The organism is Sphingomonas rubra, from assembly GCF_900115745.1.
GTDB lineage: Bacteria > Pseudomonadota > Alphaproteobacteria > Sphingomonadales > Sphingomonadaceae > Sphingomonas > Sphingomonas rubra.
In genome coordinates, this window is record NZ_FOXP01000021.1 from 1 (window position 1) to 10,680 (window position 10,680).

Annotated in this window: 15 protein-coding genes; 11 read left to right on the top strand and 4 right to left on the bottom strand. The window is 57.5% G+C overall.

Features of this window, described 5'->3' with window-relative positions; genetic code table 11:
* The 11 genes from BM145_RS15405 to BM145_RS15845 form a co-directional block, all read left to right on the top strand.
* A partial coding sequence (locus BM145_RS15405; protein ID WP_177200096.1) for an ATP-binding protein occupies positions 1 to 171 on the top strand: 171 nt, incomplete at its 5' end.
* 221 nt (positions 172 to 392) lie between these two features.
* On the top strand, positions 393 to 1,685 hold the full coding sequence (locus BM145_RS15410) for a hypothetical protein (RefSeq protein ID WP_093334525.1): 1,293 nt from the start codon (positions 393 to 395) through the stop codon (positions 1,683 to 1,685).
* 19 nt (positions 1,686 to 1,704) lie between these two features.
* On the top strand, positions 1,705 to 3,012 hold the full coding sequence (locus BM145_RS15415; RefSeq protein WP_093334526.1) for a portal protein: 1,308 nt from the start codon (positions 1,705 to 1,707) through the stop codon (positions 3,010 to 3,012).
* Between the two features lie 3 nt (positions 3,013 to 3,015).
* Positions 3,016 to 3,687 carry a hypothetical protein gene (locus tag BM145_RS15820; protein WP_143090223.1) on the top strand — a complete coding sequence of 224 codons (672 nt, stop codon included), beginning with the start codon at positions 3,016 to 3,018 and terminating at the stop codon, positions 3,685 to 3,687.
* Positions 3,688 to 3,732: 45 nt separating this feature from the next.
* Positions 3,733 to 4,341, top strand: coding sequence for a hypothetical protein (locus BM145_RS15420; protein WP_093334527.1), 609 nt, complete (start codon positions 3,733 to 3,735; stop codon positions 4,339 to 4,341).
* 1 nt (position 4,342) lies between these two features.
* A complete protein-coding gene (locus BM145_RS15825; protein WP_143090224.1) occupies positions 4,343 to 6,049 on the top strand; it encodes a hypothetical protein in 1,707 nt (568 codons plus the stop codon).
* On the top strand, positions 6,046 to 7,470 hold the full coding sequence (locus BM145_RS15830; protein WP_143090225.1) for a hypothetical protein: 1,425 nt from the start codon (positions 6,046 to 6,048) through the stop codon (positions 7,468 to 7,470). Before BM145_RS15825 ends, BM145_RS15830 begins: the two co-directional genes overlap by 4 nt.
* Before the next feature lie 5 nt (positions 7,471 to 7,475).
* Positions 7,476 to 7,808 (top strand): hypothetical protein, encoded by a 333-nt coding sequence (locus BM145_RS15835; RefSeq protein WP_143090226.1) that lies wholly within the window; start codon positions 7,476 to 7,478, stop codon positions 7,806 to 7,808.
* 2 nt (positions 7,809 to 7,810) lie between these two features.
* A complete protein-coding gene (locus BM145_RS15840) occupies positions 7,811 to 8,338 on the top strand; it encodes a hypothetical protein (protein ID WP_143090227.1) in 528 nt (175 codons plus the stop codon).
* 11 nt (positions 8,339 to 8,349) lie between these two features.
* A complete protein-coding gene (locus BM145_RS15435; RefSeq protein WP_143090228.1) occupies positions 8,350 to 8,736 on the top strand; it encodes a hypothetical protein in 387 nt (128 codons plus the stop codon).
* An 85-nt stretch (positions 8,737 to 8,821) separates the two neighbouring features.
* Positions 8,822 to 9,292, top strand: coding sequence for a hypothetical protein (locus BM145_RS15845; protein ID WP_143090229.1), 471 nt, complete (start codon positions 8,822 to 8,824; stop codon positions 9,290 to 9,292).
* Between the two features lie 29 nt (positions 9,293 to 9,321).
* Here BM145_RS15845 and BM145_RS15850 read toward each other — a convergent pair whose 3' ends face one another.
* The 4 genes from BM145_RS15850 to BM145_RS15450 form a co-directional block, all read right to left on the bottom strand.
* Entirely contained in the window at positions 9,322 to 9,933 is a 612-nt protein-coding gene (locus tag BM145_RS15850) for a glycoside hydrolase family 19 protein (RefSeq protein WP_177200245.1), read from the bottom strand.
* A 13-nt stretch (positions 9,934 to 9,946) separates the two neighbouring features.
* On the bottom strand, positions 9,947 to 10,237 hold the full coding sequence (locus BM145_RS15855) for a hypothetical protein (protein WP_143090231.1): 291 nt from the start codon (positions 10,235 to 10,237) through the stop codon (positions 9,947 to 9,949).
* Positions 10,238 to 10,250: 13 nt separating this feature from the next.
* Positions 10,251 to 10,337, bottom strand: coding sequence for a hypothetical protein (locus BM145_RS16645; RefSeq protein ID WP_143090232.1), 87 nt, complete (start codon positions 10,335 to 10,337; stop codon positions 10,251 to 10,253).
* Positions 10,338 to 10,361: 24 nt separating this feature from the next.
* Positions 10,362 to 10,680, bottom strand: a 319-nt coding sequence (locus tag BM145_RS15450; protein WP_143090215.1) for an integrase core domain-containing protein, incomplete at its 5' end; no start/stop codon positions are given.

The following is a 10,680-nucleotide window of genomic DNA, read 5'->3' on the forward strand; positions in this document are numbered from 1 at the left end:
AAGCTCTACGAACGCACCTCTGTCATCGTCACGACGAACCTGGCCTTTGGCGAGTGGCCCACCGTCTTCGGCGACCCCAAGATGACCACCGCGCTGCTCGACCGCATCACACACCATTGCGACATCGTCGAGACCGGCAACGACAGCTGGCGCTTCAAGCATCGCAGCTGACGCCCGGGGCCACCGGCAGAAGACGCTTCGCGCTGGTTGCGCCTCCGGTCGGGCTACGCCCGCCCTACGTCGCAACCAGCGCGAACGGCGGGCGCGCCATACCCGTCACACCGCTCGACGAAGGGGGTCCCTTTTGGACGCCGATAGGGGGTCCTTTTTGGACGCCGATTGACAGGCGCAGCGTTCTCTGCGCATCCTACAACACCGAACTGGCGACAACCATGGGCGAGGATACCCGCTCGATTGTCGGTCAGGAAACGTACCGTGGCGTGTTCAGTGTCGAACTCTCCGACACCACCAACAGCAAAGACAATTGGAGGCTGAAGAACGGCAACGGCTACCGTTCCGCCGGTCTGATGGCAGGCATTACCGGGCGCCGTGCTGACCTTGTTATCGTAGATGACCCGATCAAAGGTCAGAATGACGCTGACAGCGAAGCGGTCAGAAACAAGATTTGGAAAGAGTGGACCAGTTCAGTCAAGACGCGCGCGCGTCCCGGCTGTCGCTACGTCATCATCCAGACCCGCTGGCACGAAGATGACCTTGCAGGACGCATCCTGCCGGAAGGCTACCGGGGCGAAAGCGGTCAGATCATGTGCCGCGACGGTCAGGTCTGGGAAGTCGTCAACCTACCGGCAGAAGCCTACCTGCCCGATGACCCATTAGGGCGCGAACCCGGCGAAATGCTTTGGCCGGAATATTTCACACCCGAGCATTGGCACCAATACCGGGGCGATCAGCGATCATGGAACGCCCTGTTCCAGCAGCGTCCGTCAGGCGACGAAGGCTTGGAGTTCAAAGCCGAATGGTTTCAAGGCGGGATCGTGGATGGTGTGGAGTTCGAACGCACCATGTATGCGCCTGACAGCCAGCCAAAGCACCTGAACATCTACATGACCAGCGACCACGCTAGAAAGGAGTCGAGCCGGTCAGACTTCAACGTGTTCCGCATATGGGGCGTCGATCATGAAGGGCACTGCTGGTTGCTCGATAGCGTCAGGCGCAAAGGTGACCTGTTGGACGCCATGGGCGTGGTCAACGTCATGGGAACCAGCCAGATCGCGGACACGCCTACGAACCGGGGTGCGCTCGCGTTGGTCAGGCGATGGAAGCCGCGCAAGTGGTTTCCCGAAAACGACCCAAGCTTCCAGATGGGGGAACGGCTAATTCGATCCTATCTCCGCGACTTCGGATTGTGGTTGCAGATCGACAGTCAGTCTACGCGGGTCAAAGGTGCAATCGGCAAGGTCGAGAAGGCGAAACCATACATCAAGATGTGTGAGGCAGGACTAATCCATCTGCCAGAAACTAGCATCGGTTACGACACCATAGAAGAGTATTTGGCGTTCCCGGCTGGCGCGCACGATGACCAAGTTGATAGCGACGCGCTTCTAGGCCGGGTCATAGGCGAGTTCTCGCACGCGCTACTACCCTCCCCACCTAAACAGAACAGCATGGACGGTTACAGGCATGTCACAACGATAGAACGCCACAGTCAGGCCGGTCTTTTCTGACCGGCGGTATAAATACCGCATGGATAAAATCTTGGGGATTGTTGCGGATATTGAAGACGGTGGTGTTGTCGAGACGGTTGAAGAAGCGGCTGTCGCGCCGTCCACGACCAAGCTTCGCAAGATGTTCCTCCACTACTCGATTAACTGTGCGGAGCATCGGTCAGACGCTTTTCGCGACCGTCGCTACTATGATGGCGATCAGGTCAGCAAGGCGTGGAAGAAGCACCTTGCCGACAATGACAAGCCAATGGTCCCCATCAACCTGATTAAGGACAACATCACTGCGCACGTCGGTCTGGTAGCCAGTCAGCAGACGGAAGTCAGAGCGTTCGCGCGCACGCAGGCCGGGGCACCGGCTGCGGAGACTGCCACCAAGCTGATGCGCTACGCCATCGATGCCAGCCAGATCGAAATCCAGTTTCGCGACCACTCTGCGCAGTTTTTCATCGAAGGTATCGCAGCATTCTTGATTGAATGCGACAACGAGAACGTCTTCTTTCTTCCAATCGACTTTCGCGACTTCATCTACGATCCGAACAGCCGTCGCAGCGATTTTAGCGATGCACGATGGATGGGGTTTAGCCGGTGGTTGCCCGCAAGTGAGATTGCAGACTCCTACCCCGACGCCTTTGAACGCATCTCACCTAACCGCGACTTCGCGGACTTCTACGACCTCGATATTGCCAACGGCTTTGGCAAAGACACAGACGATGCGCTCGGTCATTCGCCTTGGATCGATAACGCGAAAATGGTCCGCGTCATCGAGATGTATTATCTTGAAGGCGGTCAGTGGCAGAATGTCGTGTGGTGCCACAAAGGCGTTCTCGACTTTGGACCATCGCAATACACCAACGACCGTGGTGTCAGCCTCTGCCCTATTGTGGCAGAAGCCTGCCACGTGATGGGCGATCCTGACGCGAAGAACCAGCGTTACGGTCAGGTCCGTGACCTGATTTATCCGCAGGACGACTACAACGCGCGTCGCCATGCTGCGCTAAAATACATGAACAGCAAGATGATTCAGCAGGTGGACCCGATGGCGCAGCCCGTGGCTTCCGACACACTGCGAGAGGAAGCGCGAAAGCGTGAAATCATCATGCCACCCGGCTACCAGATTAACTGTCAGTTCCGCCTTCGCTGGCATGACGCATTGGAGGACGGCTTCCCTGACGCCTACGAATACATGGACGCGCGCCGGGGCAATGACCGCATCACACTCTACCGGCTAGGTCAGGCACGCGGTCAGTATCGCACCTTCGAAATCTCGATTGTCGATCCCGTCAGGGTTCGGTTCGGAGACGCGACTGCGAATGAGGCGCGTAGGTGAGCCGTGGCTGACGCTCCTACGCTAGACACCCCGCTAATTAAGAAGGTCAACATCTCGCCCATCCAGCAGCGCATACCTGCGGTCAATGAAGACCGCACGCTGTCATTTGCTCTGCATGGCGAAATCAACCGCATCATCAACTCGTTGGCGAACGTCACGAACTACAACGCAGAGACGATCCAGCTAATCATTGACACGCTGGCTAGGTATAACATCTTGGTCAAGCGCGTTGCAGATGTTGAGAAAGCGCAACAGGACGCTCTGCGAGCGCAGGCGCTTCTAAATAGCTATCCCGATCCTACAATCACGATGTCTGCGCAGACCCAGACAGACGGGACTGCAACCGTCACGATCATCGATCACAATCGCATCTATGCGGATAATGCAAAGACGACTGTTCCAATTATAGGCGGCTCTATCTCGGGGCTGCCGCTGAACAGCCAATTCTACGTCTACTACGATGACCCCTCGTTCGCCGGCGGCGCTGTCACTTATCGCTACACGACAGACAACACGGTCGCTGCGCAGGTTGGCATCAGACACTCACTTGGTGGCATCGCAACAGGTGGCGCGCAAGACACTGACCCTATCGATGGCGGCGGTGTCAGCCCTCCCGGCGGCTCTCGTGTTCAGCCTTACAAGCGGGAACTACTGAACAATCAGCCGGAACAATAACTTCTTAATATAAATACAGAAAGGATTTCGGGGAAGCAAAGTAGAATGGGTGGTATCGTAGGGAGCGTTCTCGGTGCGAGTTCGCAGAAGAAAGCGGCGAAGAAGGCGGCAGACGCGACGTTGCAGGCGCAGCAGAAGAACCAAGCCTTTGCGACTGACACGTATAACAAGAACACGGCGATGTTCCAGCCGCAGACCAGCTATGGCGATGCGGCTGACCGAATGATCGCCGGATTGCTTGGTACGGGAGGCGACACGGCTGCGAGCGCGAACGCGTATCAGACATTCCGGGACTCGACCGGCTACCAGACCAATCTGACGGAAGGTCTTAACGCAGTGACCGCGAACAATGCAGCGCGGGGCACTTTCCAATCTGGTGCGACTGCAAAGGCTCTTCAGGATCGCGGCACGCAGCTTAACAACCAGTATCTCCAACAGTTTCTCGGCAACCTTACCAACCAGTCGAACACAGGCACCGGTGCGAAAGGTGCGATTGCAGGTCAGGGCACCAACCTGACCAGCAACATTATCCAAGCGAACAACACCAGCGCAGAGGCCATCGGTCAGAAGGCGATTTCGCAGGCGAACATCTTCAACAACATGCTGAAGAACGTTGGCAACTCCCTGACGAGTTCGTTTACGGGAGGGTTCTAATATGGCCGATATGGTGGACCGTAGCGGTCTTATCCTGACCGACTGGGCAGACAACAACGCCAAGATGCAGGCGCAGATGTATCTGCAAGCGCAGCGTCAACAGCAGCAGGCAGATTATGCACGGCAGCGTGCGGTCGAAGATGCCGCGAATGCAGCGCGTCAGCAGTATGCTTCGGGCAACATCGCGGGAGCGCAGCAGACGGCAGCGCAGGGGAACGCTTGGGATGTTTGGGGTAGCATCGACCAGACGCAGAAGGCGCAAGTTGCACAGCAAGCCAGCAACATTGGAACGGCAGCATACAACATGTCTCGACTGCCAAAGGGTCAACAGCGTCTCGACTATTTCTCTTCGTTCGCTCCTACCTTGAAGTCGCACGGCATGTCTGACGTAGAGATTGCGCAGTATGCCAACAGTGGCTTTCTCGACAACGACGACATGTTGCGCGGATATGCAGACAAGGCAGTCGGAATCAAAGCTTTGTGGGACGCTGACCAGAAGGCAATCGATGATGCGCGTGACCATCGCTACAAGATGGAAGAAGATTACGCCAAGCCGATTACTGCCGCAGATGGTGCGGTTCTGACGCGCGGTGAAGATGGTTCCTACTCGGCTGTCTACACTCCCGGCACGAAGCCGATGCAGGAAATCCTGACCAACGAGGACGGGTCACACTCCTACGTCAACATCCCCGGCACCGCAGGCAACACCTACACCCCTGCCACTGGTTCTGGCGGACAGCGCGTAATGGGTTGGACCCCGCGCGGCGCTGACGGAAACTCTAATGCATCGGTAGACAACAAGGTTGGCTTGATTGCGCGCGGTGTTGGTGCAAGCGCAGATACCCCGCTGTCCGCGCAACAGTTTCTGTCGCTCGACATGACGCGGTTAGAAGGTCGAGCGGCAGGTCGGAACAACCCCGGCAATATGAAGAACACTGACGGATCGTGGAAGCAGTTCAACAGTCCGCAGGAATACCAGCAGGCGCAGCGCGCATGGTTGCAACGCCGCTGGAACGAGGGCGCACGGACGGTTCGCGATGCGGTCGAAGGCCGGGTGGTCGGTCGCGCACCGCAGGCGCCGGGACCGCGCGTCAGTCCTGACTCGGGTATTCAGGTGCAGAACCTTGGTGGTGGTCGATCCGGCCCGCTGTGGGTGGACGAACAGCGCCTGATCAACGGTCAGACGATCAACGGACAGCGCAACCAGAAGACCGGCGAGTTCAAGGCGCTTGGCGGCGCAGCAGGCAAACCGCAGGCTGACAATTCAAACGCGTTGGCTGACCTGAACACCACCATCTCGACTGTAGATCGCATCGTAAAGCATCCGGGTCTGTCGAGTGTAGTAGGCGTGCCCGGTCTGACAGGTGGTCTGCTTGGTGGCAAAGTCATTCCCGGCACCAACGCTGCTGGCTTTGTCTCGTTGATGAAGAACTTCAACGCGAACGCCTATTTGGCGCAGATCGCGAAGATGAAGGGTCTTGGCGCATTGTCTGATGCGGAAGGTCAGCGCCTTTCTGCCGCCATCGGCTCTATCGATACCGGACAGTCGGAAGAAGAGTTCAAGTCGAACATGGCGATTGTTCGTCAGGGATTGATCGCGGCGCGTGATCGACTGTCGCGCCGTCCCGCTGGCAGTCAGCAACCGCAGACCCGTGTCGTGAATGGCCGCACCTACGTGAAAGTAGCTGGCGGGTGGAAGGCTCAGTGAAAGACTTCCTTACCGATGCGGAGATGGCGGTGATGACACCGGAAGAGCCATCAGCACCCGCACCAGCCCCACAGACGCCTGACTTCCTCTCCGACGAACAGATGGCAGCGATGGCACCAGAAGCGCCTGTAGAGGCTCCTACAGGCTCGGGACCGGTCATCAGCGATGACCAGATGGAACGCATGGCAAACCCGGACCATGCGGCTGTCAATGCGCTGGTTCGCGATGCGGTGAACCGGGGCATGTCGAAGGCGCATATCATCGAACTCGCGCGACAGAACGGTTACGCCGACGCTGACAAGCTTGGTGCGGCCCTCGACCCGGCGCTGGCATGGCGAAAGCGTCATGGCGACTACGCCGGTTATGTTGACCTATGGCACGAGGACAGCAATGCGCAGCCTGCGCCTGACCTGCGGACGACATCCAAGAATGAAGTGTCGAGCGTGGACGCCCTCGGCGCCGGTATCGGTCAGGGACTGACCTTCGGGTTCGCCGACGAACTCGGCGCCGGTATCGGTGCGCTCGGTAACAGCGTCGCAGGCGTGTTCGGTGCAGGCACCGGCGAAGGCGTGGGTGAGTTTTACGCTCGCGTTCGCGACGAGAACCGTGACTATCTGCATGATGCAGAGGAACAGCACCCCTACGCTTATGGCGGTGGTCAGATCGCGGGCGCGGCACCTACCGCGCTGATCGGCGGCTTGGGTGCTTCGGGCGCACGCCTCGTTGGTCGAGCAGCATTGGAGGGCGCGGCATACGGTGCCGGTAGCAGCGAGGCTGACAATGTTGGTGACCTTGCCTCCGACACCGCGACAGGAGCTGCTGTGGGCGGTCTGACAGCTGGTGCGATGAATCGAGCCGGTGCAGTCATCTCGCCTCGCGTCGCACCGTTGGTGGACCGTCTGATGCGTGCTGGTGCCGAACTGACGCCTACGCAGGTGTTGCGCGCTGGCGGTCCTGTCAGTCGAACAGTCGGAGGCATTGTCGAGAAAGTCGGCAAGCGCGGGGTTGTCACCAGCGAGGCGATGTCCGCAGCGGAGGGTCGTGCGGTGGCGTCGGTTGACGCTCTACAGACGCAACAGGATGCAGCGGTTGCTGCTGCCAAAGCTGCTGGTCTGAACGCTACTCCACGTCATCCCGACTTGATCGCCGATGCGCGTAGATTGACCGGCAAGAAAGCCAAAGAAACTACAAATGCTGAAATGCTCGGCAACATGTTGCTTGGCTACTCGACTGGCGGTTCTTCGCTGGCAGCAGATGCTGGCATGGCAGCCCTCTACACAAAACCCGGCGCCCGGATCGCAAACAGTTTGCTGACTGGTCGGCAGGGTCCGGTGCCAAAGAGTGTTCGCGGTATCCTGACCAAAGTGTCTCCACTGGCAGGCAACGAAGCCGCTATAAATACTGATTACACGCAGAGGTAAACTGAATGGATATGAATACCCTTATGTCGATGATCGGCATGTTCGGCGGCTCGACTGGCGGAGCGAATCCGGAAATACAGGCGCGTCGATATACGCCGGGTCTGGCTGACTTCTCGCAGCTTGGTGCTGCGACTGTTCCGGCTCCCGTTGCTGCGCCTGTCGAACAAGCGCCTGTCGCTCCGCAGTTCGGCCATGGATCGCAGGGCAATCCGGCTGACGTCCTGTCAGCGGCACCGGCTGCGCATGTTGCCCCCGCAACCCATGCGCCTGTCCGAAAAGGCGGGTTTTCGACCGGTAACATTCTGACTGCCCTCTTGGGATCGAACTTCGGCGCGTAGTGATGTCGAACGCTGCAACAGAGGCGTTACAATTAGCGCAGGCGTCGCCTTTTCCGATTTCATCGGGCGGCGACTCGTTGATGTTCGCAGCTTCACTCTTCGCTGTTTGCTCCATTACCTTTCTGCTGACGATGCGGCTAATCGCGACGGTGCGTCAGATGTGGATCGACCGAAAGGTAAAAACCAGAGATACAGTCTGGTGGTTTCGTCTAACAATCGTTTTACTGTGCTGCGCCGGTCTTATCAGTCGGGCACCTGACATGGTCTACAAGATCGCATGGGGTGAGGTAACGCCAGCCACGCTACACATCATCTTGTCTGTCAAAGAGTGGAGCAACGCAGTAGCCTTTTTCATTGTCATGGGCTGGATTGGCATTCTCACCTACTTTGAACCGTTGTGGACTCTCAAGCTTTCCAATCCTCTGAACATGGTTTGGGGTGGTGACACAAGGAAGGTCAGCCGGTTCTTTTTAATCGTTTTCTTAACGGGATTGCTGGCAGGGGCTATCACGCTTTCCAAGGCTTTCTAAAGGAGGTCTTGGTGGTATTCGCGCGCGCTGCTCTGACTACAGCGACAACATCGATGGTGGGCGTCGTAGCTGCTAATCCGCGGGCTGCATCGTCTTACCAGTGGGTAAGTGACATGATGCCGATGCTTGTGGGCGTCATCATGTGTGTTATCGTGCGCGCTCTGATCGACATGGACAGCAAAAAGAAGCGTGGCTGGAACTACAATCTGCTGGTCATGGTCCTATGCAGCGTCTTTACTGCTGTCATGGTGCACGAATACGCCTTGTCGTCGGGTGGCGCAATGATGCTAGGCGTCGGATCGGGCGCAACAGGCGTTGGTCTTATCAACTACGGTAAGCCAGTCTTGGCTGCGCTGGTGGACAAACTGAATGACAGCGTGAACGGGACCAGCAAATGACAACACTTGTTCGACAAAGGTGTTTCAAACGTTGACCGTCTGCGTTACGTTGCCCATGGTTGGGTAAGTTTAAAGGGGAACAGCGATGCTCAATGTTCGGCCATATGTAACGATCCTTTCTGCGTGCGTAAGTTTGGCTTCAGCTTCAAACGTAAGTGCGCAGGCCGGGACACCCAAAAAGGTCTTTGCCTGCCCTTTAGGTAAGAAGATGGTATCGGTCAGCGCCGTTGGGAACCGGTTGACCTACCAATTTGGAACGCCTGCAAAAGTCGAAATGACAATCATCGCCAGTGCCGCCCAAGGCAATGTATTCTTTCGGATGGATCGATACGCCTCGATGGAATACCAGTTACGGTTCACAAATGGACCGTATAGCTATATTGTGTATAGCATGGGTGCTAACCAGCGCGCGGGTTCTGATGACGTCTCGGGATTGGTGGTGATGAAGGGCAAGCAGCAGATCGCCAACATGAACTGTATACGATTTTCGGAATTGAACCTGCCATTCGACTACGATCAACTTCCGGAAGACAGCGAAGAATATACGGCGATGTAGGCCGACCGGGTCTAGGGTTGGTCAACCTGCTAAATGAGTGCCAGAGCTTCGCGCCAAATCGCTTTGCGCTCTGCTAGCCCGTTGGTGCCGCCATTCACTGCTTCTGACAGGTCGGTAATACGGTCGGCATCAGCGTAGCTGTTCAGATCGTTCGTCACCCAGAACCAGACAGCGCCCATCACCGCACCCTCCAAGGTCAGCAGGTAGGCGATTGCGTGGGTCAGCGTCATGCCGATCCATTTGGCGAACGCCTCATGGTTCGCCTTGCCCGTCACCTGAATGAGGCTCTTGCCCCGGTAACGCCAGCCATCGCCCGACGCTTCGTCACCGTTCGACATCCGGTTGGCGTAAACCCTGTTCGCGATCCTCTCGGGCTTCCTCGCATAAGCGTTCGCCAATGCGTCAGAGGGGAAGTATCGCGGGAACACCTTGCGAAGTCCTGCGGCGCTGTAGTTCAGGTTCTCGACACGCGCGGTAAAGCCGCCGCTTTCATGTCCTACCTGCGCCAAGAATGAAGCGACCCGCTTACGACTGTCTATGTCGTAGGCGGGCAGCTTGTCGTTGAGGACATCGACATAAGGTTCCAATGTCGCTGTTGGTGTCGAGGGGAAGAGTGCTTTCAAAATAGAGAGTGTAATCACTCGATATTTATATTTACCGCCGATGGTGCTCCGACAAAGTTGAGAAGAAGCTATCCGGTATCTGCGCTGCTGGTTGTTCGAAAGCTTCGTTCAATTCTGTAGGCAGTTCAAGTCGGCTGCTGACTTGTCTAACAGGAACAGCGTTGACAGGAACGAAAGCCACTTTGTCTTGGGGCGCAAACAGCATGACGAGAAAGCCGACTACGGCTACCATCAACCCCGTCAGCGACCAGTCCGTGAAAAACACCAGACACAATCCGATGAGCGTCAGCAGAGCGCCTGCGATCATGACAAATATTTTCATCTCCCTATCCCCCTTACGCTGCCAGACGCTTAATCTTATTGTTCAGCACGTTCGAGACAGTCCACCGACTGCACCCGAACTCCCGCGCGATGCGTGTCATAGATAGGCCGCGTGTTGTTGCCCCCTAAAGGCCTGACGGGTCCTCGCGGGTTTGCGCGATGTACTCGCGGGGTGATCGATAGCCCAGAGCGCGATGCGGATGCACCTCGTTGTAGTGGGCGAGCCAGCCTGGCAGCTGCTTGATGACGGTCTGGGCGTCCGGCCTGGGGTTCACGCGGACATAGTCGCGCTTGAGGGTGCGGACGAACGCTTCTGCCATGCCGTTCGACTGCGGGCTGCTGACCGGGGTGGTGCGCGGGATCAGCCCGATGTCGCGGGCGAAGGCTCGGGTGTCGCGCGCGACGTAGCAGCTGCCGTTATCGCTCAGCCACTCGATCGGCTCG

Excerpts from the sequence above, each read along its gene's own strand:
- BM145_RS15845 (WP_143090229.1), top strand. The coding sequence starts at position 8,822 with ATGCTCAATGTTCGGCCATATGTAACGATCCTTTCTGCGTGCGTAAGT.
- BM145_RS15840 (WP_143090227.1), top strand. The coding sequence starts at position 7,811 with ATGTCGAACGCTGCAACAGAGGCGTTACAATTAGCGCAGGCGTCGCCT.
- BM145_RS16645 (WP_143090232.1), bottom strand. The coding sequence starts at position 10,337 with ATGACACGCATCGCGCGGGAGTTCGGGTGCAGTCGGTGGACTGTCTCG.
- BM145_RS15415 (WP_093334526.1), top strand. The coding sequence starts at position 1,705 with ATGGATAAAATCTTGGGGATTGTTGCGGATATTGAAGACGGTGGTGTT.
- BM145_RS15825 (WP_143090224.1), top strand. The coding sequence starts at position 4,343 with ATGGCCGATATGGTGGACCGTAGCGGTCTTATCCTGACCGACTGGGCA.
- BM145_RS15855 (WP_143090231.1), bottom strand. The coding sequence starts at position 10,237 with ATGAAAATATTTGTCATGATCGCAGGCGCTCTGCTGACGCTCATCGGA.
- BM145_RS15420 (WP_093334527.1), top strand. The coding sequence starts at position 3,733 with ATGGGTGGTATCGTAGGGAGCGTTCTCGGTGCGAGTTCGCAGAAGAAA.
- BM145_RS15835 (WP_143090226.1), top strand. The coding sequence starts at position 7,476 with ATGGATATGAATACCCTTATGTCGATGATCGGCATGTTCGGCGGCTCG.
- BM145_RS15410 (WP_093334525.1), top strand. The coding sequence starts at position 393 with ATGGGCGAGGATACCCGCTCGATTGTCGGTCAGGAAACGTACCGTGGC.